A 25,825-nucleotide genomic window follows, 5' to 3' on the forward strand; every position below is an offset into this window, starting at 1 on the left:
GCAACCGGGACAGCGAGGACCGATGTCCGAACAGCCCGCACGACCGGGGCCGGTGACCGTCCTGCTCGCCCCCGACGGCAGGGTCACCGGGTGGAGCGAGGGCGCCGCGCGCCTGTTCGCCCGCGGCGCGGGCGAGGCGGTCGGCGCCGCGCTGCCCGGCCTGCTCGGCCGCCCCGGGGCGGCCGAGCCGCTCGCCGCCGCGCTGAAGCTGGCCGCCTCCGGCCGGCCCTGGTCCGGGGTGCTGCCGCTGTCGGGCGACGGCGTCTCGGTCACCTGCGCCCCGTTCGTGTGCGCGGACGGCGGCACCGCCGCCGTGCTGACGGTGTCGCCGCCCTGGGCCGACGGGCTGGAACTGCTCAACGAGGCGGGCCGCCGCATCGGCTCCACCCTCGACCTGCACCGCACCGCCCGCGAGATCGTCGCCGTCACCGTCCCACGGTTCGCCGACGCCGGCGCTATCTACGTGCTGGAGCGGCTGCTCGCCGACGACGACCAGCCCGCCGCGGAGGCCGACGGCTCGGCGGTCGTGCGGCGCCTCGCGGTCGCGTTCGCCGAGGACGACCCGCGCGAGTGGGCCCGCGAGTTCCCCGTCAACGAGGTCATCGTCTACCCGCCGTCCACCCCCTACGCCCGCTGCCTCACCACCGGCGGCATGGTCGAGTTCGGCGGCGACGCCGTCCAGGACACGGTGGCGCGGCACACCGGCCGCGTCATCGACGGGCTGCTGGACCACGTGTCGCTGCTGGCTGTGCCGCTGGTGGCGCGGGGCCGGGCGCTGGGGTTCGCGGTGTTCAGCCGCAAGCGCGGCCGGCTGCCGTTCGCCGCCGCCGACACCGCGCTCGCCGCCGAACTCGCCGGGCGCGCCGCGACCTGCGTCGACAACGCCTGCCAGTACCGGCGCGAGCATCGCACCGCCACCGCGCTGAAGGCCGGGCTGCTGCCCGCCGGGATCGCCGTCCCGCCCGGCCTGGAGATCGCGCACCGCTACCGGCCGGCGGGCAGCGGCGTCGGCGGCGGCGACTGGTACGACGTGGTCCCGCTGCCCGGCGACAAGGTCGCGGTCGTGATCGGCGACTCGGTCGGGCACGGCGTCACCGCCGCCGCCGCGATGGGGCAGCTGCGGGTCGCCGCGCACACCCTGGCCAGCTGCGAGTTCCCGCCCGCCGAGGTGCTGGAGCGGCTCGACTCCATCGCCCAGGACCTGGACGCCGCCCAGTTCGCGACGTGCCTGTGCATGGTGTGCGACCCGGCGACGCTGCGCTGCGAGGTGGCGTGCGCGGGGCATCCGCCGCCGCTGCTGGCGCTGCCCGACGGGACGGCGCGGCGGTTCGCGTTCCCGCACGGGCTGCCGCTCGGCGTGTCCGACCCCGACCACCCGCCCGCCTACGAGCAGCTGGCGGCCGAGATCCCGGCGGGCGCCACCCTGGCGTTCTACACCGACGGGCTGGTGGAGAGCCGCATGCGCAACATCGACGAGGGCATCGCCCGGCTGGCGTCGGCGCTGGTCGCCTCCCGGTCCGCGTCGCTGGAGGACACCGCCGACGGCGTCCTGGCCCTGATGTCCGACCAGCAGGGCCACGACGACATCGCGCTGCTCCTGATCCGCCCCGCGTCCTGACCCCGGAGGGGCGGGCCCGCCCTACAGGCCGGGGATCTCGTGGTTGCGGAACGCGTCGACGAAGTAGGTGTGGTCGTCGCGGACGATCTCGGCGTACCGGGTGCCGAACGCGACCATCGCCTCGACGAACGCCGACTCGTCCGGGCCGATCACCGCGTTGATGGCGTCCTCGACCTGGAAGCCGACGAGGGTGTGGTCGGAGTCGGTGTCGGACACGCAGTGCACCTTGGCGGTGGCGCGGCCGAGGTCGTCCAGCACCGAGAGCATGTCCTCGGGCTCGGTGAGGCCGCCCCAGTCGAGGTCCTCCTCGTAGGGGGACAGCTCCTGCACGACGTAGCCGACGCCGCCGATCCGGGTGTGGCCGAGCCACGGGTCGCTGTTGGCCTGCAGCGCGCGGCGCGACACGGCGGTGCGGTGCCCGTGGTGCTGGAAGTAGGCGCGGATGCGCTCGTCGTGGACGACGCGGCTCGGCGCGGCGACGTTGCCCTGCTTCATCGACAGGACGACGTCGTTCTCCAGCGCCTGGGTGTTGCCCTCGACCAGGATGTTGTAGGCCGACAGGCCGGCCGAGCCGATGCCGAACCCGGACGCGCCGACGATGTCCTTGACCTGGTAGGTGAGGCTGCCGAACCGCTTCTCGGCGGGGATCGTGGTCAGGTACTCCTGGTAGGCGGCCTCGACCTCGGCGCGCTCGGCGTCGCCGAGGCGGCGGACGCCGGGCCGGTCCCTGAAGCGGCGCTCGGCGCCGTCGACGACCGTCATCTCCGCCAGCAGCCCGATGCGGGTGCCGCCCATCGCGGCGACGAGCACGTCCCGGACGTAGCCGTCGGTGGTGTCGAGGGTCAGCGCGAACTTCTCGTCGCCCTCGTGCTCGGCGAACCTGCGGACCTGGTCGACGTAGGCGCGCACGTAGGTCTCGATGAGCCGGCGGATGTCGGCGTCGGAGATCGCCTTCTGCCAGGCCAGCAGCGCCAGGCTCGCGACGAGCCGCTTGACGTCCCAGGTGAAGTGGCCGACGTAGGCCTCGTCGTAGTCGTTGACGTCGAAGACGAACACGCCGTCGTCGTTCATGTAGGTGCCGAAGTTCTGGGCGTGCAGGTCGCCCTGGATCCATACGCGGGAGGTGCGCTCGTCGGCCCACGGGTCGTCGTCGCCGGCGATGTCGGCGTAGAACAGGCAGGCGCTGCCCCGGTAGAACGCGAACGGGTCGGAGGCCATCTTGCGGAAGCGGCGGCGGAACTCGGCGGGGCTGCGCTCCATCAGGTCCGAGAACGCGTCGACCAGGACGTCGACGATCTGCGCCCGGCGCTCCTTGGGGTCGCGCCCGCGCAGCTCCTCGGTGATGCTCGCCATTCTCTCTCCCTCGATGATCGGGTGAGCCCCGCCGCTGCCGGGGCGTTCCCGGTCATTGTGCCGAATCCGGACCCGTCCGGGAGGTGAACAGCGCGCGCACGGCCGGTTCCGTCCGGACCAGGTCAAGGGCGGTCTCGGCGTGCCCGGGGACGTACCCGTTCCCGATGAGCATCGTGACGTCGGCGGCGAGGCCCTCGGCGCCGAGCGCGGCGGCCGGGAAGGAGGTCGCCATGGAGAAGAACACGACGGTGCCGCCGGACGCGGTGGCGAGGATCGCGCCGTGCTCGCAGCCGGGGACGTCCACGCACACGACGGTGACGTCGACCGGCTCACCGATGGCGGCGGCGACGGCGACGGGGTCGCGGGCGTCGGCGCGCACGACGGTGTCGGCGAGCCCGGACGCGGTGAGGCGCTCCTCCTCCTCGGCGGTGGGCACGAGCCCGATCACGCGGGCCGCGCCGGCGCGGCGCGCGGCGGCCAGCGCCAGGCAGCCGGACTTGCCGGCGGCGCCGAGCACCGCGACCGCCGGGGCGCTGCGGGCGGCGACGACCCGGGCGGTGAGGGCGGGGGCGCCGCAGACGTCCATGACGGCGAGCGCGAGCGGGACCGGCAGGTCGCCGGGCAGGACGGCGGCGATGGAGCGGGCGAACAGGATCGCGTGGCCGCGGGCGGGCACCTGCTCCGACAGGCCGTCCCAGCCGGCGAGGCCGTCGGTGACGGCGAGGGGGGTGAGGGTGAGGGAGACGAGGGTGGCGACGCGGTCGCCGGGCTCCAGCCCGAGCGGCGACTCCGGCCCGGCCTCCTCGACGACGCCGACGAGCATGCCGCCCGACCCGGTGACGGGGTTGTGCATCTTGCCGCGCTCGCCGATGATCCGCAGCACCTCGGCGCGGATCGCAGCGGGGTCCCCGCCGTGCGCGGTGTGCAGCTGCCGGTAGGACGCGGCGTCGAGGTTGAGCCGCTCGACGCCGATGCGGACCTCGTCGGGCCGGATCCGCGGGTCGGTGTCGAGGCGGTGCGCCGCCTGCGGCAGCACGCCCGCGGGCTCCAGCACCCGGTGCAGCCCCACCGCCGTGCCGCCGCCCGTGCCGCCGTCCGTGCCCGTGCCGCCGTCCGTGCCCGTGCCCCCGCCCGTGAGGGCCGTCCCGCCGTCGGTCATCGCCGTCCCGCCTCTCTTCCGAAAACACCCGGTGTAGCGCAAGATGTTCAGGGCACCACTAGTTTCGACGAAAGTCTTCCCGTAACGTCGGGCCCATACAAGAGTTTTGCGCGATCAATGTGAGGCTAGGAGGCGGTCGACGATGACCACTGCCCTGCACCCGGACGCGGCCGCGGCCGGCGCCCGCGCGTCCGACGGGACCGCACGCCAGCCGTACGCCTACCGGCGCCGGCCCCTGGAGGAGCCCGACTGGCGGCGCCTGCCCGGCTGGCGGGACGTCACCGAGGACGAGTGGGAGTCGGCGCAGTGGCAGCGGGCCCACTGCGTGAAGACCGTGCGGCAGCTCCGCCGGCTCATGGGTGACCGGCTTGACGAGTCGTTCTACGCCGACCTGGAGCGCGACCAGGCCGAGCGCGCGACGATGTCGATGCTGCTGCCGCCGCAGATGCTCAACACGATGGACTCCTCCTCCACCGACGCCTTCTACGCCGACCCCGTGCGGCGCTACATGCTCCCGGTGTTCAGCGACCGGCGCACCGACTGGCCGTCGCACCCGCTGGCGACCCGCGACTCGCTGCACGAGGCCGAGATGTGGGCGGTCGAGGGCCTCACCCACCGCTACCCCACCAAGGTGCTGGCGGAGCTCCTGCCGACCTGCCCGCAGTACTGCGGCCACTGCACCCGCATGGACCTGGTCGGCAACTCCACGCCGAACGTCGACAAGCACAAGTTCACGATCAAGCCGCCGGACCGGCTCGGCGCGATGCTCGACTACCTGCGCCGCACCCCCGGCGTCCGCGACGTGGTCGTGTCCGGCGGCGACGTCGCCAACATGCCCTGGCCGCGGCTGGAGTCGTTCGTCGCGTCCCTGATGGAGATCGACAGCATCCGCGACATCCGGCTGGCCAGCAAGGCGCTGATGGGCCTGCCGCAGCACTGGCTGCAGGACGACGTCCGCGCCGGGATGGAGCGGCTGGCCGCCACCGCGCACCGGCGCGGCGTGCAGATCGCGATCCACACCCACGTCAACGCCGCCCAGTCGGTGACGCCGCTGGTCGCCCGGGCGGCCCGCGCGATGCTCGACACCGGCATCCGGGACGTCCGCAACCAGGGCGTGCTGCTGCGCGGCGTCAACGACACGCCGGAGGCGCTGCTCGACCTGTCGTTCGCGCTGCTCGACGAGGCCGGGATCATGCCGTACTACCTGTACATGTGCGACATGATCCCGCACAGCGAGCACTGGCGGCTCGCCGTCTGGGAGGCGCAGGAGCTGCAGCACGCGATCATGGGCTACCTGCCCGGCTTCGCCACCCCGCGCATCGTCTGCGACGTCCCCTATGTCGGCAAGCGGTGGGTGCACCAGCTCGCCGACTACGACCGCGAGCGCGGCGTCTCCTACTGGACGAAGAACTACCGCACCGGCCTGGAGCTGTCCGACCCGGACGCGCTGACCCGCCGCTACGAGTACTACGACCCGATCGACACCCTGCCCGAGGCGGGCCGGGCGTGGTGGCGGGAACGCTCCACCGCCGCGTGAGGTGCCGTGACGCGCGACCGGCCCGGCGCCTTTACGTTGTAGATCATAAGCGCCGGGCCGTATCCTCGGACGGATGACCACCGTGCCGGCCGCCGCCGACCTGACCGCCGCCGACCTGGCGGACGCCCCCTACCCGCACCTCGCGCGGCTGCGGGAGCGCGACCCCGTCGCCCTCGTCCCCGCCCTGGGCGGCCGGCTGGTGACCTCCCGCGAGCTGGCCCTGCGGGTGCTGCGCGACGCCGCGACCTTCACCGTGGACGACCCGCGCTTCTCCACCGCGCAGGTCGTCGGGCCCAGCATGCTGTCGCTGGACGGCCCCGCCCACACCCGGCACCGCGACCCGTTCGCGCGGCCGTTCCGCCCGGCGCGGACCCGCGAGCGGTTCACCGCGTTCGTCGAGGCCGAGGCGGCCCGGCTGGTGGACGGCCTCGCCCCGGACGGGCGGGCCGAGCTGCGCGGCGCGCTCGCCGGGCCGCTCGCCGTCGCGGTCGTCACCGAGGCGCTCGGCCTGGAGGGCGTGGACGCGGCGACCGTCCGGTCCTGGTACGGGGCGTTCGTGGACGCGGTGTCGGCCATCACCGCGGGCGGCACCGCCCCGATGGCCGCGGCCGAGGCGTACCGGCTGCTCACCGCGGCCGTCGAGGAGGCGATCACCGCGTCCCGGCCCGGGTCGCTGCTGGCCGAGGCCGCCCGCGACGAGGCCGGGCTCGCCACGGCCGAGGTCGTGGCGAACGCGGCGATCCTGATGTTCGGCGGCATCGACACCACCGAGGGCATGATCGCCAACGCGGCGCTGCACCTGCTCGGGCACCCCGGGCAGCTCCGGCTCGTCCTGGACGACCCGGGCCTGCTCCCCGCGGCGATCGAGGAGTCGCTGCGGCTGGAGCCCGCCGCGGCCGTCGTCGACCGGTACGCCGTCCGCGACACCGAGCTCGGCGGGACGGCGATCCGCGCGGGCGAGCTGGTGCGGGTGTCGATCACCGCCGCCAACCGCGACCCGGCGGTCTTCCCCGACCCCGACCGCTTCGACGTGCGGCGCGCCAACGCCGCCGAGCACCTGGCGTTCGCGCACGGCCCGCACTTCTGCTTCGGCGCCCACCTGGCCAGGCTGGAGACCCGGACGGCGCTCGGCGCGCTGCTCGGGCGGCTGCCGGGGCTGCGCCCGGACCCCGGCCGCCCGGCCCGCCCGCACGGGCTGGTGTTCCGCAAGCCGCCGCGGCTGGACGTCCGCTGGGACCGCTGAAGGCCAGTTCAGGCCCCTTTTCCCCGGCATGAAGGGCCGCCGGATATGGGAGCATGTCGCCCATGATCGTGGAACGCCGGGTCGAACTCCGGTTCGGAGCGGAAAGCCGGGAAGCCGGGACGCACACCAACCTGTCCGCCGTACGGCAGGACGGCCGCTGCCTGTGGGTGGCGGGCGACGAGACCGCCACCATCGAGCGGCTCACCGCCGTGCTGGACGGCGACGGCCGCGTGACCGGCTACGACGGGCAGGCCACGGTCGCGCTCGCCGACCTGGTGCCGCTGCCCGCCGGCCCCGACGAGGAGGCCGACATCGAGGGCCTGGCGCGGGCCAACGGCTGGCTGTGGGCCATCGGGTCGCACAGCCTCAAGCGCAAGAAGATCAAGCCGGGGCAGAGCGCGGCGAAGGCCCGCAAGCGGCTGGCCACCGTCGTCCGCGAGGACAACCGCTTCATCCTGGCGCGCCTCCCCCTGGTCACCGGCGAGGACGGGCTGCCCGCCGTCGTCCGCGAGGACGGCGGCCGCACCGCCGCCGTCCTCGGGCTGGACAAGGACTCCCTCACCGACCTGCTGGAGGACGACCCCCACCTCGCGCCGTTTCTGGGCATCCCGAGCAAGGACAACGGCATCGACATCGAGGGCATCGCCGCGCACGGCGACCGGCTCTACATCGGGCTGCGCGGCCCGGTGCTGCGCGGCTGGGCGGTGCTGGTGGAGATCCGCCCCGGCACCGACCCCCGCGACCCGCGCAAGCTGCGCCCGCTGCCGCTCGGCGACGGCGACGAGGACGGGGACGGGGACGGGGACCTGTACCGGACGCACTTCCTCGACCTCGGCGGCCTCGGCATCCGGGACCTGTGCCCGCACGGCGACGACCTCCTCGTCCTCACCGGGCCGAGCATGGACCTCGACGGCCCCGTGCGGGTCGTGCGCTGGCGCGGCGCGGCCCGCGCGGACGCCGCCGGGATCGTCCCGGCCGAGGAGCTGGAGACGCTGGGCGACCTGCCCTACGGCGACGGCGACGACCACGCCGAGGGCATCGCCGTGCTGGACGAGCCCGGCACCCGCGTCCTGGTCGTCTACGACAGCCCGGCCCCCGCGCGCCTCACCGCGGGCGGCGGCGTCCTCGCCGACGTGGTCGCGCTACCCGAATAAGCGCTCGCTTGCCTCGTCTGCTTGGATGGCCCTGCAACCGGCAGGAGTCGAAGGGGCAGGACGAGAGCATGATCGAGTGGTCCGAGGAAGACCTGATGATCCGGGACGCGGTGCGCGGCTGGATCGACGCCGAGGTCCGGCCCAACCTGGACGCGCTGGAGTCGGGCGAGCTGCCGCCCTACGACCTGCTCCGCGGTCTGTACAAGACGTTCGGGATGGACGAGATGGCGCGCTCGTCCTTCCACGCCCGCATCGCCAAGGAGCGTGCGGGCGAGGCGCGGGAGTCCGGCGAGGAGGACCGGCCCGGCAGCGGCGGCGCCGCGATGACGATGATCCCGGTCATCGAGCTGTGCAAGGTCGCGCCCGGCCTGGTGTCGGCGATGGGGGTCGGGCTCGGCCTCGCCGCCGGGACGATCATGAAGCGCGGCACCCCCGAGCAGAAGGAGCGCTGGGCGCTGCCGCTGCTCACCATGGAGAAGGTCGGCGCCTGGGCCATCACCGAGCCCAACTCCGGCTCGGACGCCTTCGGCGGCATGCAGGCCACCGCCAGGAAGGTCGGCGACGAGTACGTCATCAACGGCAGCAAGACCTTCATCACCAACGGCCCCTACGCCGACACCATCGTCTTCTACTGCAAGCTCGACGACGGGCGGGAGGCGCGCGACCGGGAGATCCTGACGTTCGTCCTCGACCGCGGCATGGAGGGCCTGGAGCAGAGCAAGCCGCTGCGCAAGATGGGCCTGCACTCCTCCCCCACCGGCGAGCTGTTCCTCAACGACGTCCGCGCCGGCGCCGACCGCCTGCTGACCTCCGGCTCGCAGGGCGGCAAGGAGTCGGCCAAGCAGAACTTCGTCACCGAGCGCGCCGGCGTCGCCGCGATGGCCCTCGGCGTCATCGAGGAGTGCCTGAAGCTGTCGGTCGAGTACGCCAAGACCCGCGAGCTGTGGGGGCAGCGGATCGGCGACTTCCAGCTCATCCAGCTGAAGCTGGCCAAGATGGAGGTCGCGCGGCTCAACGTCCAGAACCTGGTGTTCCGGCACATCGAGATGCAGCGGGCCGGGCGGCCGATGACGCTCGCCGAGGCGTCCGCGATGAAGCTGTACGCCGCGCAGGCCGCCAGCGAGGTCGCGCAGGAGGCGGTGCAGCTGTTCGGCGGCAACGGCTACATGAGCGAGTACCGCGTCGAGCAGCTCGCCCGCGACGCCAAGTCGTTCCAGATCTACGCGGGCACCGACGAGATCCAGGTGACGCATATCGCCCGCGACCTGCTGTCGCGCTGACCCCGCGCGTCCGGCACCGGAAAGACGGCGCCCGCCGCGAACTTCCGCGGCGGGCCGGCCATCGAAAAGGTGGGGGGCGGGTGAGGGCGATCGCCCGCCCCCCTGGGCCGCGGCCCTTTCTGGACAGCCGACGATGGGGACTGGATACTCACAGCCATGGACGGTCAGGGCTCATTCCCGGTGAGAGCGTCCGACACGCAGCGGGACCGGGCCCTGCGCGTCCTGAGCGACCGCGTGGCCGAGGGCCGGATGTCGGACGAGACGTTCGAGCGCCGCGTCGACCAGGTGCTGCGGGCGCGCAGCCAGGCCGAGCTGGCCGACATCGTGCACGACCTCCCCCCGCAGAACCGCGTCATCGACCGGCTGACCGGGCTCGTGTCGTCGGTGTCGCAGGTGACCGCGCGGATCGAGGCGGCCTGGCGGGCGCCGCGGCTGCCGCGGTTCATGCTGCCGCCCGCGGAGCTGAAGCGGATCGTCGTCGGCCGCGCCCCCGCCTGCCAGTTCATCCTCACCGACCTCACCGTCTCGCGGTTCCACGCCGAGATCTACCGGGCCGGGGACGGCTGGATGATCTCCGACCTCGGGTCGATGAACGGCACCCGGGTGAACGGCTGGCGGCTGACCGGCCCGGTCCGGCTGCGGCCCGGCGACGAGGTCGGCTTCGGCAACGCCAGCTTCGTCGCCACCGCCCCCTGACACCCCGCTCCCCGCCCCTCCCCCGCCCCTCCCTCTGTTCCGTCCGGGACCGGCCGGGGTCTTGACGTCTTCGTTAAGAGTCCTTACTTTCTCCTCCAAGTTAGGAAACCTTCTTAACTCGGAGGAGCCGCCGTGCCCAGCCCGTCCGTCCCGGGGACCCCCAGCCTGCTGCGGGCCATCAACGACCGCGCCGCGCTGGAGGCGCTGCTCGCCCGGGGCCCGCTGACCCGGCCGCAGATCTCCGACCTCACCGGGCTGTCCAAGCCGACCTCCTCGCAGCTGCTCGCCCGGCTGGAGGCGGCCGGACTCGTCGTCCGGGACGGGATCCGGGAGGGCCTGCCCGGCCGCACCGCCGAGCTGTACCGGATCAACGGCGCCGCCGCCCACGTCGCCGGCGTCGACGTCACCCCGGCGCGGATCCGGGCCTCCGTCGCCGACCTGGCCGGGACCGTCGTCGGCGAGCACACCCTCGCCACCCCCGCGCGCACCGGCGTGGACGCCGTCGCCCGCACCGCCGAGGCGCTCGACGGCGCCGCCGCCGCGGCCGGGCTGGCCCGCACGGCGCTGGCCCGCGCCGTCATCGGCATCCAGGGCGCCGTCGACCCCGCCACCGGGCGGCTCGGCTACGCCGCGCACATCCCCGGCTGGCACATCCCCGACCTCGTCGCCGTGCTCGGCCGCGGCCTCGGCGTGCCCGTGGCCATCGAGAACGACGTCAACCTCGCCGCGCTGGCCGAGCAGGCCCGCGGCCAGGCGGCGCCGGAGGCGGGCGGCGCCCGCGACTTCGTGCTGCTGTGGGTCGCCGACGGCGTCGGCATGGCCGTCGTGCTCAACGGCGCCCTGCACCGCGGCGCGACCGGCGGCGCCGGCGAGATCGGCTACATGCCCGCCGTGGGCGCCCCGCTGATGCGCGGCGTCCGCCGCACCCACACCGGCGGCGTGCACAGCCTCACCGGCGGCAGCGCCGTGCTGAAGCTGATGCGCGAGCACGGCTTCCGCGGACGCGACGCCGCCACCGCGCTCGGCCGCGCCGCCGCCGACGTCGAGACCGGCCCCGCCACCGGCAAGCGCACCGCCAGCGACGCGGGCGCGCGCGCGGAACGCGCCCTCACCGAACTCGCGACCCGGCTCGGCGCCACCCTCGCCACCGTCGTGGCCGTCATCGACCCCGCACTCGTCGTCCTCACCGGCGACGTCCTGCGCGCCGGAGGGGAACCGCTCCGCGCGCGCGTCGAACAGCACCTGCACAGCCTGACGATCCCGCGTCCCCGGGTGCGGCTCAGCACCGTCGAGGGCAACCCCGTCCTGGCCGGGGCGCTCCAGCAGGCACTCACGGAGACCCGAGACGAGGTCTTCTCCACCACCGTCCCCTGACCCCCGTACCGCACGCCCTCCCCCACCCCCAAGGAGGACCGCAGTGCCCACCACCATCCCGCGCCGCCTCACCGCAGCCTTCGCCGCCGTGTTCCTCGCCGCCGGCTGCACCGCCGGCGGCGATTCCTCCAGCGGCCCCGGGGCCGAAGCGAAGCAGACCATCGAGGTCTGGCACGGCTGGAGCGCCCCGCACGAGGTCAAGGCGTTCGAGGACGCCGTCGCCGGCTTCAACAAGGCCCACCCCAACGTCACCGTCAAACTCGTCAAGGGCCAGACCGACGACCGCATCACCAACGCCATCCGCGGCGGCAACCCGCCCGACGTGGTGTCGTCCTTCACCACAGACAGCGTCGGCCAGTGGTGCCAGAGCGGCGCCTGGCAGAACCTCGCCCCCTACATCGCCAAGTCCAAGCTGGACCTGAACCAGTTCCCCAAGGCCGTGCAGCAGTACACCCAGTACAAGGGCGTCCGGTGCGCGATGCCGCTGCTGGCCGACGCCTACGGGCTCTACTACAACAAGAAGCTGATGAAGGGCGAACAGCCGCCCAAGACGATGAGCGAGCTGACCGCGCTGGCCAAGAAGCTCACCGTCCGCGCCCCCGACGGCACCATCAAGGTCGCCGGGTTCATGCCGTCCGCCCAGTACTACGAGCACCAGACCCAGCACCTCGCGCCCCAGTTCGGCGTGACGTGGCTGACCCCCGGAGGCACGTCGAACTTCGCCGCCGACCCCGCCGTCACCGCGTACCTGGAGTGGAGCAAGAGCCTCCTCGACTGGTACGGCTACGACAACGTCAAGAAGTTCCTGCGCTCGATGGGCCAGGAGTTCGAGTCGTCCAACCCCTTCCAGAAGGGGAAGGTCGCGATGGCCGTCGACGGCGAGTGGCGCACCAAGTTCATCCAGGAGGAGGCGCCGGGGCTCGACTACGGCACCGCGCCCGCGCCCGTCTCCGACGACCGCGCCGCCGGCTACGGCGGCGGGTTCCTCACCGGCACCGTCGTCGGCATCCCGCGCGGCGCCGAGCACGCGCAGGCCGCCTGGGAGTTCGTCCGGTACCTCACGACCGACACCGGCGCGCTCGTCACCTTCGCCAACGCGCTCGGCAACGTGCCGTCCACGATCCCGGCGCTGTCGTCGCCGCAGCTGAGGCTGCCGGAGCAGTTCCGCACGTTCCTCGACGTGTTCAAGAACCCCAGCAGCACCACGGCCCCGCCGACGGCGAACGGCAACGACTACATCGTGCGGTTCCAGAAGTTCGTCCAGGACGAGTGGGAGCCCGGCAAGGTCCGCGACCTGCCCGCCGCGCTCAAGCGGCTCGACGGCGAGGTCGACGGGTCCCTCAAGCTCGCCGGGGGCTGACCCGTGGCCCCCGGCTCGCTGCGCCTCCCGCTCCCGGGGGCGCGGACCGGGACGGCGGCGGCGCGGGCGCGCCGCCGCCGGCGCCTCCGCGTCCTGGCGTTCCTGTCCCCCTGGCTCGCGGGGTTCGGGCTTTTCTTCGCCTACCCGCTCGCCGCCACCGTCTACTTCTCCTTCACCCGCTACGACCTGTTCACCCTGGAGTACACCGGCCTCGACAACTACGCCTACCTGCTGCACGACCGGGAGGCGTGGACCGCCATGCGGAACACGCTGTGGCTGGTGGCCGTGCTCGTCCCCCTGCGGGTGCTGTTCGGGCTCGGCGTCGCCCAGCTCCTCACCCGGATCAGGCGAGGCGGGAACCTGCTGCGCGCCGTCCTCTACCTGCCGTACCTGATCCCGCCGGTGTCGGCCACGGTCGCGTTCGTGTTCCTGCTGAACCCCGGCACCGGCCCCTTCCCGGCCCTCACCGAGCGGCTCGGGTTCACGCTGCCGGACTTCTTCAACGACGCCGCCTGGGCCAAGCCCGGCCTCACCCTGCTCGCCCTGTGGGCGGTCGGCGACGTGATGATCATCATGCTGGCGGCGCTGCTGAACGTGCCCGCGTCGCTGTACGAGGCCGCCGCCATCGACGGCGCCGGCGCCTGGTCGCGGTTCCGGCACATCACGCTGCCGTCCATCTCCCCCGTGCTGGCGTTCTCCGCCGTCACCGGCGTCATCGAGGCGCTGCAGTACTTCACCCAGCCGATGGTGGCGGGCAAGGTCGCCTCCGGGCGCGCCGACCTGCCCGGCACCCAGTACGCGCCCGGCTACCCCGACGGATCCACGCTGACGTTCCCGCAGTGGCTCTACGACCAAGGGTTCCGGCAGTTCAACATGGGCTACGCGTGCGTGCTCGCGCTGGTCATGTTCGCCACCGCGATGGTGTTCACGCTCTTCCTGCTGCGCCGGTTCCGCGCGTTCACCGGGGAGGAGGCCCGATGACCCGCGGAGGCCGGGCGAGCCGCGCCCTGCAGTGGGTCGCCGTGCACGCCGTCGCCGTCGCGCTCGCCGTGATGTTCCTGGCGCCGCCGGCGTTCATGCTGCTGACCGCGGTGATGTCCGACCGGCAGGCGCTCAGCGGCGACCTGTGGCCGGACGGCTGGCACCTCGCGAACTTCGCCGACGTGTTCAGCGGCGACATGGTCCGCTGGACGGTCAACAGCACCGTGTACGCGGCCCTGTCGACGGTGTTCATGCTGGTGTCCAGCGTCCCGGTGGCGTACGCGCTGGCGCGGTTCCGGTTCCGCGGCCGCAACGCCGCGTTCGTCGTGGTGATCGCGGCGATGATGCTGCCGCCGCAGGTCACCATGGTGCCGCTGTACATCGTGTGGGCGCGGCTCGGGCTCACCGGCACGCTGTGGCCGCTGATCATCCCGCAGCTGTTCGGGGACGCGTTCTCCATCTTCCTGCTGCGCCAGTTCCTCGTGACGATTCCCCGCGAGTACGCCGACGCCGCCCGCGTGGACGGCTGCGGGGAGCTGCGCACGATGCTGCGGGTCGTGCTGCCGATGGCGAAGCCTGCGCTGGCGGCGGTCGCGCTGTTCCAGTTCTTCTACTGCTGGAACGACTACTTCCGGCCGCTGGTGTACGCCGACCCCGACCACTGGACGCTCGCGATCGGCGTCGCCACGTTCCGCGCCGCCCACCACGTGGAGTGGAACCTCACCATGGCGGCGACGCTGCTGACGATCCTGCCGGTGCTCGTGGTGTTCATGCTCGCCCAGCGGGTGTTCATCCAGGGTGTGACGTTGACGGGAGTGAAGGGTTGAAGCTGACGGTCATCGGGGGCGGGTCCACCTACACCCCCGAACTGGTCGAGGGGATCGCGGCGGCGCACGCGGCGCTGCCGGTGTCGGAGCTGGTGCTCGCCGATCCCGACGCGCGGCGGCTGGAGCTCGTCGGCGGCCTCACGCGGCGGATGCTGGCCCGCGCCGGGCATCCGGCGCGGGTCGTCACCGCCGAGGTCGCCGCCGCCGGCGACCTCGACGCGGCGGTGGCGGACGCGGCGGTCGTCCTGCTGCAGCTGCGGGTCGGCGGGCAGGCCGCCCGGCACGTCGACGAGACGCTGCCGCTGGCGTGCGGCTGCGTCGGGCAGGAGACGACCGGCGCCGGCGGCCTGGCCAAGGCGCTGCGCACCGTCCCGGTCGTGCTGGACATCGCCGCGCGCGTCGCCGCCCGCGCCCCCGACGCGTGGATCATCGACTTCACCAACCCGGTCGGCATCGTCACCCGCGCGCTGCTGGACGCCGGGCACCGCGCCGTCGGGCTGTGCAACGTCGCGATCGGGTTCCAGCGGCGCGCGGCGGCGCTGCTCGGCGTCGAGCCCGGCCGGATCGGCCTCGGCCACGCCGGGCTCAACCACCTCACCTGGGTGCGGTCGGTGCGGCGGGACGGGCAGGAGGTCCTGCCGGAGCTGCTCGACCGGCACCCGGACGCGCTCGCCGCGATCTCCGGGCTGCCCGCGCCGTTCCTGCGCGGGCTCGGTGCCGTCCCGTCCTACTACCTGCGCTACTTCTACGACCACGACCGCGTGGTCGAGGAGCAGCGCGGCGCGCGGTCGCGGGCCGAGGAGGTCGCGGCGCTCGAACGCGACCTCCTCGCCCAGTACGCCGACCCGAAGCTGGACTCCAAGCCCGCCCGGCTCGCCGAGCGCGGCGGCGCGTTCTACTCCGAGGCCGCGGTGCGGCTCGCGGTGTCGCTGCTGGCCGGCCGCGGCGACGTGCAGGTCGTCAACGTCCGCAACCACGGGACGCTGCCGTTCCTGGACGACCGCGCCGTCATCGAGGTGCCGGCGCGGATCACCGCGTCCGGCGCGGTGCCGCTGCCCGTCCCGGCCGTCGAGCCGCTGTTCGCGGGGCTGATCGCGCACGTGTCGGGCTACGAGGAGCTGGCCCTGGACGCGGCGCTGCGCGGCGGCGTCGACCGGGTCGCGGCGGCGCTGCTCGCGCACCCCCTCGTCGGGCAGCGCGAGCCGGCCGAGCGGCTCGCCCGCGACCTGGTCGCCGCCAACCGCGCGCACCTGCCGTGGGCGGCGTGATGGCCGCCCGCGGCGGCCATCACGCCCCGGGCGTGCTCGTCGCCGTGGACGGCGGCAACAGCAAGACCGACGCGGCGGTGCTGGGCGCCGGCGGGGAGCTGCTCGCCACCGCGCGCGGCGGCGGGTTCCACCCGCAGGCGGGCGGGCTCGACGCGGCGCTGGACGCGCTGGACGCGGTGGTCGCCGCCGCGCTGCGCGACGCGGGCGCCCGCCCCGGCGACGTCGCGCACCTCGCCGCCTACATGGCCAACGTCGACCTGCCGGACGAGGAGGAGCGGCTGGAGAAGCTGCTGCTGGCCCGCGGCGCCGCGCCGGGCGTCACGGTCGGCAACGACACGTTCGCGCTGCTGCGCACGGCCGCCACCGAGGGGTGGGGCGTCGCCGTGGTGTGCGGTGCCGGGATCAACTGCGCGGGCGTCGCCCCGGACGGCCGCACCGCCCGGTTCCCCTCCCTCGGCGACCACACCGGTGACTGGGGCGGCGGTGCCGCGCTCGGCCGGGCCGCGCTGTGGCACGCCATCCGCGGCGAGGACGGCCGCGGCCCCGCGACGGCGCTGACCGCGGCGGTCGCCGCGCACTTCGGCGTGGAGCGGGCCCTCGACGTCGGCCTCGGCATCCACCTCGGCGAGATCGCGCAGGGCCGCCTCACCGGCCTCGCGCCCGTCCTGCTGGACGCCGCCGAGGCCGGGGACGCGGTCGCGGGCCGGGTCGCGGCGCGGCTCGCCGAGGAGGTCGCGGTCCTCGGCTCGGTGGCGCTGCGCCGTCTCGGGCTGCTGGACACCCCCGCCGACGTGGTGCTCGGCGGCGGTGTCCTGGCCGCCCGCCGCCCGCCGCTGATGGACGCCGTCGCCGCCCGCTACGCCGACCTCGCCCCCCGCGCCCGGCTCCTCGTCCCCGCGGACCCCCCGCTGCTCGGCGCGGCGCTGCTCGCCCTCGACCACGCCGGCGCGCCGCCGTCCGCCCACGACACGCTCCGGGCCACGTTCCGCCGCCGCCGGCCTTGACGTTGTAAGGTTCGGCCGGGGAGGGCAGAGGGATGCTGATCGGATTCGCCGTGCCGGGGTCGGGCGCGTGGGCGACGCCCGCGAACCAGGTGACGGTGGCGCAGCGCGCCGAGGAGCTCGGCTACCGCTCGCTGTGGACGCTGCAGCGCGTCCTCAACCCCGCCGGGTCCGCGGACCGCACCTACCGGGGCGTCCCGGACCCGTTCGTCACGCTGGCCTTCCTGGCCGGGCACACCGCCCGGGCGCGGCTCGGGGTGGCGATCGCCAACCTGCCGTTCTACGCGCCGCCGGTCCTCGCCAAGCAGGCCGCCACCCTCGACCGCGTCAGCGGCGGCCGGCTCGACCTCGGCCTCGGGCTCGGCTGGATGCGCGAGGAGTTCGCCGCGGCGGGCGCGCCGATGGCGCGGCGCGGCGCCCGCGCGGAGGAGTGCCTCGCCGTGCTGCGCGGGCTGTGGAGCGGCGCCGCGACCGAGTTCCACGGCGAGTTCTACGACGTCCCGCCGGTCGTGATGGAGCCGCCGCCCGTCCAGTCGCCGCTGCCGGTGCTGCTGGGCGGCGCCGCCGAGCCGGCGCTGCGGCGCGCCGGGCGGCTCGCCGACGGCTGGGTCAGCTCCAGCCGCGCCGACCTCGCCGTGATCGGCCGCTCCATCGGCATCGTCCGGGAGGCCGCCGAGGAGGCGGGGCGGGACGCGGGCGCGCTGCGGTTCGTGTGCCGGGGCGCGGTGCGGCTGCGCCCGGCCGGGCGGGCGGGCCGGCGGCCCCTCACCGGCTCCTACGAGGAGATCGCCGCCGACCTGGAGGCGCTCGCCGCGCAGGGCGTCACCGAGGCGTTCGTCGACCTGAACTTCGACCCCGAGGTGACCGGCCCCGACGCCGACCCGGGCGCCTCCCTCGACCGCGCCCTGGAGGCCCTGGAGGTCTTCGCGCCGCGCGGCTGAGCGCGCGGGCGGAGCGGGCCGGCCGGGGCGGGCCGGAGGAATGGACTAGAGGGGCGGGCTAGAGGGGCGGGCGGCGCGCCTCCCACGGGGTGCTGAGCACCACGGTGGTCCGGGTCGCGACGTTCGCGGCGGCGCGGATCTTCTGGAGCAGGTCCTCCAGCTCGTTGGGGGACGCGACCCGCACCTTGAGGATGTAGCTCTCGTCCCCGGCCACCGAGTGGCACGCCTCGATCGCCTGGAGGTGCGCGAGCCGGTCGGGGGCGTCGTCGGGCGCGGCCGGGTCGATCGGCTTGATCGACACGAACGCGGTCAGCGGCAGCCCGATCTGCCCGCTGTCCAGCTGCGCGGCGAACCCCCGGATCGCGCCGCGCTTCTGCAGCCGCCGCACCCGCTGGTGCACCGCCGACACCGACAGTCCCGTCTCCTTGGCCAGGTCGGTGAAGCTCATCCGCCCGTCGTCGGCGAGCAGCGCCATGATCTGACGATCGATCTCCTCCACCCGGGAAATCTAGCGCGCCGGAGGCCGTCCGCGCGTCCCCATAGATCACGGATCGGCCGTCATCGGCCGATTTCCGGCCGCGGGGCCGGGCGGGCCGGGCGTCAGCGGCGCGCGGGCCGCAGCGGGCCGCAGCTGCCGCGCACCACCAGCTCGGTCGGCAGCAGCACCGGGCCGCCCCTGCCCCGCCGGGCGGGCTCGCGCAGCAGCAGCTCGCAGGCGCGGTAGCCGATGTCGTGGCCGGGGCGCGCGACGGCGGTCAGCGGCGGGTCGCACAGCTCCGCCCACGCCACGTCGTCCACCATCGCGATCGACACGTCGGCGGGGACCCGCAGGTCCAGCTCGCGGGCGACCAGCACGGCCGCCTCGCCGAGCAGGTGCCCGGCGGCCAGGACAGCGGTGACGTCGGCGCGGCGCTGCAGCAGCCCGGCCGCGGCTGCGTAGGCGGCGTCGCGGGCCGGGCGGGCGGCGACGACCAGGTCCTCCTCCACCGGGACGCCGAGCTGGGCGAGGGTGTCGCGGAACGCGCGCTCGCGCACCCCGGCGGGCGTGCCGGGGGCGCCGCCGAGGAAGCCGATGCGCCGGTGCCCGAGCCCGGCGAGGTAATCGGTGAGGGACCGGACGCCGCCCGCGTCGTCGGCGAGCACGGCCGGGACGTCGGCCATGCCGGGCAGCACCCGGTCGGCGAACACGACGCTGGAGCACACCCGGGCGGCGCCCCGCCAGTCGGCCTCGGTCCCGGCGGGCACCGCGATGATCCCGTCCACGCGCTGCGCGACGAGCCGCTCCACGATCTCGGCCTCGCGTGAGGGGTCGCCGTGCGCGGCGTCGACGATGACGTGCTCGCCGAGGCTGCGGGCGCACGCCAGCACCCCGGCGACCAGCTCGGCGCGGAACGGGTCGGTGACGTCCGGGACGATCAGCCCGATGCCGCCGCTGCGGCGCAGCTTCAGGCCGCGGCCGAGGGCGCTCGGGCGGTAGTCCAGCTCGCCCGCGGCGGCCAGCACCCGCTCCCGGGTGGCCGCGCTCACCGAGCCGCCGGAGAACACCCGCGACACGGTCGCGATGCCGACGCCCGCCGCCGCGGCCACGTCCTTGATCGTCGCCGGACCCTGGCGCACCGCCCGCCACCTCCCGATTCGCCGGTTTTCGATGATCTTATCCGGTGCGGCGCTCCCATGGAAACGATTCCATGATGTTTACTCCTTCCAGTGATGTAAAACCCCTGTTCGGCAGGGGGTAATGGAAACGTTTCCATGAAAGGGATCCGATGGCCAAGATCGTGCTGGACCGGGTCGACAAGGTGTACAGCGGCGGCGTCAAGGCCGTGGACGGGCTCGACCTGGAGATCCGGGACGGGGAGTTCATGGTCCTCGTCGGCCCGTCCGGCTGCGGCAAGTCCACCGCGCTGCGGATGATCGCCGGGCTGGAGGAGATCAGCGGCGGGAAGATCTCCATCGGCGACCAGGTCGTCAACGACCTCGCCCCCAAGGACCGCGACATCGCGATGGTCTTCCAGAACTACGCGCTCTACCCGCACATGACCGTCGAGCAGAACCTGGCGTTCGGCCTCAAGCTGCGCGGCACCCCGAAGGCGGAGATCAAGGCCAAGGTCCGCGACGCCGCCAAGATGCTCGGCCTGGAGCAGTTCCTGTCCCGCAAGCCCGCCGCGCTGTCGGGCGGCCAGCGGCAGCGCGTCGCGATGGGCCGCGCGATCGTCCGGGAGCCGCAGGCGTTCCTGATGGACGAGCCGCTGTCGAACCTGGACGCCAAGCTCCGCGTGTCCATGCGCGCCTCCCTCAGCCAGCTGCACGAGCGGCTCGGCGTCACCACCGTGTACGTCACCCACGACCAGATCGAGGCCATGACGCTCGGGACGCGGGTGTGCGTGCTGCGCGAGGGCGTGCTGCAGCAGGTCGACACCCCGCAGCGGCTGTTCGACAGCCCCGTCAACCTGTTCGTCGCCGGGTTCATCGGGTCGCCCGCGATGAACTTCGTCCTCGCCGACCTCGGCACCGGCGACGGCGGCGCGCGGGTCTCCTTCGCCGGGTACACGCTGCCGGTGCCGGCGTCGGTGCTGAACGACAAGCCGGGCCTGCAGGACTACCTCGGCCGCAAGGTCATCCTCGGCATCCGCCCGTCCGACTTCGAGGACGCCGCGCACGCCAACCCCGAGTGGGCGCCGATGCCGGTGCGCAGCAGCGTCACCGAGGAGCTGGGCAGCGAGATCAACGTCATCTTCACCATCGACGCCCCGCCGGTCGAGCACAAGGACACCGCCGACCTCGCCGAGGACGCCGAGGCCGACGGAGACATGGCGATCCCGCTGGTCGACAACAAGGCGCTGTGGACGGCGCGCGTCAACTCCCGCTCGCACGTGCGGCCGGGCCAGGACGTGCAGCTCGCCGTCGACACCCGCCGGCTGCACTTCTTCGACCCGTCCAGCGGCCTGGCGATCGGCCACCCGGACGCGGCGGCGCGGCACGGCGCAGCGGACCTGCGCAAGTAACACCCGGCCCCGGACACGGCGACGCCCCCCGGCCCGCGCGGGCCGGGGGGCGTCGTCGTGTTCCGTCGGGGGCTATTTCACCGAGCCCGCGAGGACGCCCTGCACGAAGTACCGCTGGAAGGCGAAGAACACCGCCAGCGGGACGATCAGCGACAGGAACGCACCCGGCGCGAGGATGTCGATGTTGCCGGTGAACTGCCGCATCTGAGACTGCAGCCACTTGGTCATCGGCTGCGACTCGGTGTCGGCGAACACCAGCGCGACCAGCAGGTCGTTCCACACCCACAGGAACTGGAAGATGCCGAGCGAGGCGATCGCCGGGCCGCCCAGCGGGAAGATCACCCGCCGGAAGATCGTCCACTCCGAGCCGCCGTCCATCCGCGCCGCCTCCAGCAGGTCGCGGGGGATCGCGGCGAAGAAGTTGCGGAGCAGGAAGATCGCGAACGGCAGCCCGAACGCGACGTGGAACAGCACCACGCCGGTGACCGACCCGAACATCTGGAACCCGCCGAACTCGATCGCCCCGTACAGCTTGGCGACCGGGATCAGCGCGACCTGGACCGGCACCACCAGCAGCGCCACCACGATGATGAACAGCCAGTCGCGCCCGGGGAACTCCATCCACGCGAACGCGTAGGCGGCCAGCGAGGCGATCACCACCACCAGCAGCGTCGCCGGGACGGTGATCAGCACCGTGTTCCAGAACGAGTCGACGAAGTCGCCCTTGTCCAGCAGCGCGCTGTAGGACTCCATCGTCAGCTGCGTCGGCTTGGCGAACACGTTCCACCAGCCGTCGGCGCTGTTGTCCTCGTTGGAGCGCAGCGACGCCACCAGCAGCCCGAGCGTCGGGACGAGCCAGAACAGCGCGATCAGCACCAGCAGCGTCTGCGCGACGCCGCCGCCGATCCGGCCGACGATCCGGGCGGCGATGCCGCGCCGCGGCGCGCCCGCCGCGCCGCCGCCCTCCGCCGGCGCCTTCGTGGGTTCCACCGCGGTGCTCATTTGCGCTCCTGCCGCAGTCGCCGGACGTTGAACAGCATGGCGGGCAGCACCAGCAGGAACAGCAGCACGGCGATCGCGCTGCCGGCGCCCTGGTCGCCGCCCCCGCCGAACGACACCGTCCACATCTGCAGCGCCAGCACGCTGGCGTTCGGATCCCCGCCGCCGATGATGAAGACGAGGTCGAAGACCTTCAGGACGTTGATCACCAGCGTCACCAGCACCACCATCAGGACGGGCGCGAGCAGCGGGATCGTCACCCGCCGGAACACCTGCCATTCGGTGGCGCCGTCCACCCGGGCCGCCTCCAGCGCGTCGCGGGGGATCGCGGCGAGCCCGGCGGCGATCAGCACCATCGCGAACCCGGACCACACCCACAGGTACGACCCGATGATCGCGGGGGTGATGAGGGTGCTGCCGAGCCATTCGGCGCCGCGGTAGGCGCCGGTGAAGTTGTCCTTGGGCAGCCGCACCGTGTACGTCCCGTCGGGGACGTCCTTCATCGTGAAGGTGCCGTCGGCCTCCGTGGTGGCCTTGGCGACCACCTTGCCGTCCTTCACCGCCTCGACCTTGATGCCGGGCAGGCCCGACTCCCCCGCGTTGGGGGTGTTCTGCTGCCCGCCGCCGCCGCGGGTGAAGTCGAACCAGACCGTCCCGGTCAGCTGCCCCGGCTTCGCGGCGGGCGGCTGCGCGGCAGGCTCGGCATCCTTCGGCAGGTACTCCTGCTTGACCTTCAGCAGCGGGACGAGCGCGCTCTGCCCGGCCTGGTAGGAGTTCACGGTGACGACCCCGCCGCCCTCCGCGCGGACGGGCGCGTCGCCGCCGCTGCGCGGACCGGCGCCAGGGTAGGTCGTGCCCTGCGCGAAGGTGTCGTGGATCGCGACGAGCGCCGCGTTCGCGACGCCCTTGTCGGGGTCCATCTGGTACACCAGCCGGAAGATCACACCGGAGGCGAGGAAGGAGATCGCCATCGGCATGAACACCACGAGCTTGAACACCGTCGCCCACCGGATCCGCTCGGTGAGCACGGCGAACACCAGGCCGATGATGGTGACGATGGTCGGGGCCACCACCACCCAGATCGCGGTGTTGCGGACCGCGACGAGGTTGTCGTGCCCCTGGAAGACCCCGGTGTAGTTGTCGACGCCGACGAACGAGTCGCCCGAGGCGTCGAAGAAGCTCCGGATCACCGAGTAGACGATCGGGTAGACGACCAGGAAGCCGAGCAGCAGCAGCGCCGGCAGCAGGAACGTCAGGGCGAGCCAGGACGGCGGGGTCAGCCGCTCGCGTCCCCGGCGGGCGCCGGGCCGCCGGGCGGCCGGTACGTCGACGGCGGCGGCGCCGCCGGCCGTCGCGGCCGGCGGCACCTCCTCATTGCGAGCCTTCATCCAGGGGTCCCCTACTTGTCGGCCCTACGCGTGCGCGTCACTTGTACGCCTTGGCGGCCTCGGCCTCCAGCTTGGCCTGCGTGCCCTTGACGTCGGTCGGCTTCATCACGAACTGGCGCAGCGCCTCCCACTCGCCCTTGCCGGGCGTCGCGCCGAACGCGGCGGGCGCCAGGTCGGACATGTCGTAGCGGGCGGCGTCGCCGGACTGCTGGAGCTGGCCGATCAGCTGCTTGGCGATCGGGTCGGAGTAGGCGTCCGGCGGGACGTTCTTGTTCGGCGTCAGGTAGCCGCCGAGCCCGGCCCAGACCTTGCCGGCCTCCGGGGAGGCGAGGAACTTCATCAGCTCCTGCGCGCCCTTGCCGTCCTTCAGCGCGACCGCGACGTCGCCGCCGAGGATCGCCGGGGCGGTGTCGCCGGCCTTCGGGAAGGCGAACACCTTGGCGTCGGTGCCGACCTTGGCCTTGGTGGTGGCGATGTTCGCGGCGGCGAAGTCGCCGCCGTAGACCATCGCGGCCTTCTGCTGGCCGAAGACCTGGGTGACCGACTCGTCGAACTTGGTCTTGGTCGCCGCGGCGACGCCGCCGTTGAGGTAGTCGGCCTTGCCCCAGATCTGCGCGAGGGTCTCCAGCGCCTTGCCGACCGTCGGGTCGGTCCACTTGATCTCGTGCTTGGCGAGCTTGTCGTAGTTCTCCGGGCCCGCCTGCGACAGGTAGACGTTCTCGAACCAGTCGGTGAGCGTCCAGGAGTCCTGCGGGCCGGCGGCGAGGGTGAACGGGGTGCTGCCCGCGTCCTGCAGCGTGCCGGACGCCTTGACCAGGTCGGCCCACGCCGCGGGCGGCTGCACGCCGGCCTCGGAGAACGCGTCCGGCCGGTACCACAGGATCGACTTGTAGGCGGCCTTGACCATCACGCCGTAGGTCTTGCCGCCGGAGGAGCCGAGCTCCTTCCAGTACGGCGCGAAGTTGTTGCCGACCTCGGTGACGACGTCGGCGGAGAGCGGCTTCAGCGAGCCCTTCTGCGCGTACTGCTGCATCAGGCCGGGCTGCGGCAGGATCGCCACGTCCGGCGGGTTGCCGGCCTCGATGCGCGGGCCGAGGTAGGCGTCGGTGTTCTCACCGGTGGAGGCGTAGTTGACCTTCGCCCCGGTCTTCTGCTCGAACGCCTGCAGCACCTTGCGGAAGTTGGTCTCCTCCGCGCCGGTCCACTTGGCGGCCACCTCGATCGTGGTGCCCTTGAGCGCTCCCCCGCCGGCGGGGGTGGAGCCGTCGCTGCCGCCGTCGTCGTCGCCGCCGCACGCGGCTGCCGACGACAGGAGCAGACCCGCCGCGACGGCGGCTCCCATCATTCTGCTGACCCTCATTCTTCATCCTCCCTGGACGGACCGGCGGCGTCCGATCCCCAGATCGCCGCGCCGGACTCGATATCGAAGAAATGCAGGCGGCCGGTGTCGACGCGGATCGTCACCGGGTCGCCCACCTTCACGCGGGTGCGCGGGCTGAACCGCGCGACCAGGTCCGTGCGGGGGCTCTCCAGGTGCCCCAGCACGTCGGTCCCCGCGTCGCGGGCGAGTTCCCTGGTGTCCTCGGTGACGACCTGGGACGCCTCGATCGCGAAGTGGACCAGCACGTCCGAGCCCATCGCCTCGACGAGGTCGGCGGTGGAGGTGAGCCCGGACCCCGCGGGCGCCTCCACGAGCTCGGAGTCCTCCATATCCTCGGGGCGGATGCCGACGACGACGTCGCTCCCGAGGCGGGACGCCAGGGCCGGGCGCTCGGTCAGCACCTCGGCCGGCAGCGCCAGGGTCTGGCCGCCGATCTCCAGGCGCGGGTTCGCCGCGTCCCCGGACAGCGTGCCCTGGACCAGGTTCATGGCGGGCGAGCCGATGAAGCCGGCGACGAACAGGTTGGCCGGCCGGTCGTAGAGCTCCTGCGGCGGCGCGACCTGCTGCAGCTCGCCCTTCTTCATCACCGCGACGCGGTCGCCGAGCGTCATCGCCTCGGTCTGGTCGTGGGTGACGTAGATCGTGGTGACGCCGAGGTCGCGCTGGATGCGGGCGATCTCGGCGCGCATCTGGACGCGGAGCTTGGCGTCGAGGTTGGACAGCGGCTCGTCCATCAGGAACGCCTGCGGCTCGCGGACGATCGCGCGGCCCATCGCGACGCGCTGCCGCTGCCCGCCCGACAGGTTGCGGGGCTTGCGCGACAGGTGGTCGGTGAGGCCGAGGATCTCGGCGGCCCGGTCGACCTTCTCCCGGATCTCGGCCTTCGGCAGCTTGCGCAGCGACAGCCCGAAGCCGATGTTGTCGCGCACCGACAGGTGCGGGTAGAGCGCGTAGCTCTGGAACACCATCGCGACGTCGCGGTCGCGGGCGGGGACGCGGTTGACGACGCGGCCCCCGATCGTCACCTCGCCCTCGGAGATGTCCTCGAGCCCGGCGACCATCCGCAGCGCGGTGGTCTTGCCGCAGCCCGAGGGGCCGACGAGCACGAGGAACTCCCCGTCGGCGATGTGGAGGTTCAGGTCGGTGACGGCCCGGGTGCCGTCGGGATAGACCTTCCCGACGCTGGTCAGGTCGACCTCTGCCACGGCGTCTCCTCTTCTTCACGGCACGGCTCCGGCAAGGGGGAGAAACCCGATTTAC

At 73.6% G+C, this 25,825-nt stretch carries 22 protein-coding genes; 14 read left to right on the forward strand and 8 right to left on the reverse strand.

Translation table 11 applies throughout. The annotated features are described in order from the left end of the window. Positions 1–22: 22 nt before the first annotated feature. Positions 23–1,618, forward strand: coding sequence for a PP2C family protein-serine/threonine phosphatase (locus tag ACGFI1_RS32000; protein ID WP_392790816.1), 1,596 nt, complete (start codon positions 23–25; stop codon positions 1,616–1,618). A 21-nt stretch (positions 1,619–1,639) separates the two neighbouring features. Here the strand turns inward: ACGFI1_RS32000 and ACGFI1_RS32005 are convergent, their stop codons facing one another. Together ACGFI1_RS32005 and kdd are read right to left on the reverse strand one after the other, a co-directional pair. Continuing rightward, positions 1,640–2,971: a DUF2252 domain-containing protein gene (locus ACGFI1_RS32005; protein WP_138640195.1), complete on the reverse strand. Its 1,332-nt coding sequence runs from the start codon at positions 2,969–2,971 to the stop codon at positions 1,640–1,642. Between the two features lie 52 nt (positions 2,972–3,023). Beyond that, the gene (gene kdd, locus ACGFI1_RS32010; RefSeq protein WP_392790818.1) at positions 3,024–4,130 is read right to left on the reverse strand and encodes an L-erythro-3,5-diaminohexanoate dehydrogenase; all 1,107 of its coding nucleotides are present in this window, start codon (positions 4,128–4,130) and stop codon (positions 3,024–3,026) included. Positions 4,131–4,272: 142 nt separating this feature from the next. Between kdd and ACGFI1_RS32015 the strand changes: the two genes are divergently transcribed. The 12 genes from ACGFI1_RS32015 (at position 4,273) to ACGFI1_RS32070 (ending at position 17,792) form a co-directional block, all read left to right on the forward strand. Further along, entirely contained in the window at positions 4,273–5,667 is a 1,395-nt protein-coding gene (locus ACGFI1_RS32015) for a KamA family radical SAM protein (RefSeq protein WP_392790821.1), read from the forward strand. Between the two features lie 73 nt (positions 5,668–5,740). Continuing rightward, positions 5,741–6,910, forward strand: a complete 1,170-nt coding sequence (locus ACGFI1_RS32020; protein WP_392790824.1) for a cytochrome P450 — start codon at positions 5,741–5,743, stop codon at positions 6,908–6,910. Between the two features lie 62 nt (positions 6,911–6,972). Next, positions 6,973–8,064, forward strand: coding sequence for a DUF3616 domain-containing protein (locus ACGFI1_RS32025; protein WP_392790827.1), 1,092 nt, complete (start codon positions 6,973–6,975; stop codon positions 8,062–8,064). Positions 8,065–8,132: 68 nt separating this feature from the next. Continuing rightward, on the forward strand, positions 8,133–9,344 hold the full coding sequence (locus ACGFI1_RS32030; RefSeq protein ID WP_392790830.1) for an acyl-CoA dehydrogenase family protein: 1,212 nt from the start codon (positions 8,133–8,135) through the stop codon (positions 9,342–9,344). 156 nt (positions 9,345–9,500) lie between these two features. Next, complete coding sequence (locus ACGFI1_RS32035) at positions 9,501–10,040, forward strand: DUF1707 and FHA domain-containing protein (protein ID WP_138640189.1); 540 nt, start codon at positions 9,501–9,503, stop codon at positions 10,038–10,040. A 132-nt stretch (positions 10,041–10,172) separates the two neighbouring features. Further along, a complete protein-coding gene (locus ACGFI1_RS32040; protein ID WP_386865613.1) occupies positions 10,173–11,414 on the forward strand; it encodes an ROK family transcriptional regulator in 1,242 nt (413 codons plus the stop codon). A 43-nt stretch (positions 11,415–11,457) separates the two neighbouring features. Continuing rightward, entirely contained in the window at positions 11,458–12,774 is a 1,317-nt protein-coding gene (locus tag ACGFI1_RS32045) for an ABC transporter substrate-binding protein (protein ID WP_392790832.1), read from the forward strand. Positions 12,775–12,777: 3 nt separating this feature from the next. After that, positions 12,778–13,755, forward strand: coding sequence for a carbohydrate ABC transporter permease (locus ACGFI1_RS32050; RefSeq protein WP_392734936.1), 978 nt, complete (start codon positions 12,778–12,780; stop codon positions 13,753–13,755). Beyond that, a complete protein-coding gene (locus tag ACGFI1_RS32055; RefSeq protein ID WP_392790834.1) occupies positions 13,752–14,582 on the forward strand; it encodes a carbohydrate ABC transporter permease in 831 nt (276 codons plus the stop codon). The genes ACGFI1_RS32050 and ACGFI1_RS32055 overlap by 4 nt, the downstream gene beginning before the upstream one ends. Next, positions 14,579–15,850 carry a 6-phospho-beta-glucosidase gene (locus ACGFI1_RS32060; RefSeq protein WP_392790837.1) on the forward strand — a complete coding sequence of 424 codons (1,272 nt, stop codon included), beginning with the start codon at positions 14,579–14,581 and terminating at the stop codon, positions 15,848–15,850. Before ACGFI1_RS32055 ends, ACGFI1_RS32060 begins: the two co-directional genes overlap by 4 nt. Next, positions 15,850–16,854 carry a BadF/BadG/BcrA/BcrD ATPase family protein gene (locus ACGFI1_RS32065; protein WP_386866751.1) on the forward strand — a complete coding sequence of 335 codons (1,005 nt, stop codon included), beginning with the start codon at positions 15,850–15,852 and terminating at the stop codon, positions 16,852–16,854. The genes ACGFI1_RS32060 and ACGFI1_RS32065 overlap by 1 nt, the downstream gene beginning before the upstream one ends. 32 nt (positions 16,855–16,886) lie before the next feature. Then, the gene (locus ACGFI1_RS32070; RefSeq protein ID WP_386865605.1) at positions 16,887–17,792 is read left to right on the forward strand and encodes a TIGR03619 family F420-dependent LLM class oxidoreductase; all 906 of its coding nucleotides are present in this window, start codon (positions 16,887–16,889) and stop codon (positions 17,790–17,792) included. A 58-nt stretch (positions 17,793–17,850) separates the two neighbouring features. Here the strand turns inward: ACGFI1_RS32070 and ACGFI1_RS32075 are convergent, their stop codons facing one another. Both ACGFI1_RS32075 and ACGFI1_RS32080 read right to left on the reverse strand, forming a co-directional pair. Beyond that, positions 17,851–18,291, reverse strand: coding sequence for an Lrp/AsnC family transcriptional regulator (locus ACGFI1_RS32075; protein WP_392734942.1), 441 nt, complete (start codon positions 18,289–18,291; stop codon positions 17,851–17,853). Between the two features lie 101 nt (positions 18,292–18,392). Beyond that, positions 18,393–19,409: a LacI family DNA-binding transcriptional regulator gene (locus ACGFI1_RS32080; protein ID WP_392790840.1), complete on the reverse strand. Its 1,017-nt coding sequence runs from the start codon at positions 19,407–19,409 to the stop codon at positions 18,393–18,395. Positions 19,410–19,558: 149 nt separating this feature from the next. On the opposite strand from ACGFI1_RS32080, the gene ACGFI1_RS32085 reads away from it, so the two are divergent. Beyond that, complete coding sequence (locus ACGFI1_RS32085; protein ID WP_138638683.1) at positions 19,559–20,797, forward strand: ABC transporter ATP-binding protein; 1,239 nt, start codon at positions 19,559–19,561, stop codon at positions 20,795–20,797. Between the two features lie 72 nt (positions 20,798–20,869). Here ACGFI1_RS32085 and ACGFI1_RS32090 read toward each other — a convergent pair whose 3' ends face one another. Genes ACGFI1_RS32090 through ACGFI1_RS32105 form a run of 4 tightly spaced genes read right to left on the reverse strand, consistent with a single transcriptional unit; the run spans position 20,870 to position 25,770 of the window. After that, positions 20,870–21,799: a carbohydrate ABC transporter permease gene (locus ACGFI1_RS32090; protein WP_392734945.1), complete on the reverse strand. Its 930-nt coding sequence runs from the start codon at positions 21,797–21,799 to the stop codon at positions 20,870–20,872. Next, on the reverse strand, positions 21,796–23,184 hold the full coding sequence (locus ACGFI1_RS32095) for a carbohydrate ABC transporter permease (protein ID WP_138638681.1): 1,389 nt from the start codon (positions 23,182–23,184) through the stop codon (positions 21,796–21,798). The genes ACGFI1_RS32090 and ACGFI1_RS32095 overlap by 4 nt, the downstream gene beginning before the upstream one ends. Before the next feature lie 37 nt (positions 23,185–23,221). Next, positions 23,222–24,544 carry an ABC transporter substrate-binding protein gene (locus tag ACGFI1_RS32100; RefSeq protein WP_138638680.1) on the reverse strand — a complete coding sequence of 441 codons (1,323 nt, stop codon included), beginning with the start codon at positions 24,542–24,544 and terminating at the stop codon, positions 23,222–23,224. Then, on the reverse strand, positions 24,541–25,770 hold the full coding sequence (locus tag ACGFI1_RS32105; RefSeq protein ID WP_138638679.1) for an ABC transporter ATP-binding protein: 1,230 nt from the start codon (positions 25,768–25,770) through the stop codon (positions 24,541–24,543). Before ACGFI1_RS32105 ends, ACGFI1_RS32100 begins: the two co-directional genes overlap by 4 nt. Positions 25,771–25,825 lie beyond the last annotated feature (55 nt).

The organism is Actinomadura geliboluensis, assembly GCF_043197915.1.
GTDB classification, from domain to species: domain Bacteria; phylum Actinomycetota; class Actinomycetes; order Streptosporangiales; family Streptosporangiaceae; genus Spirillospora; species Spirillospora geliboluensis.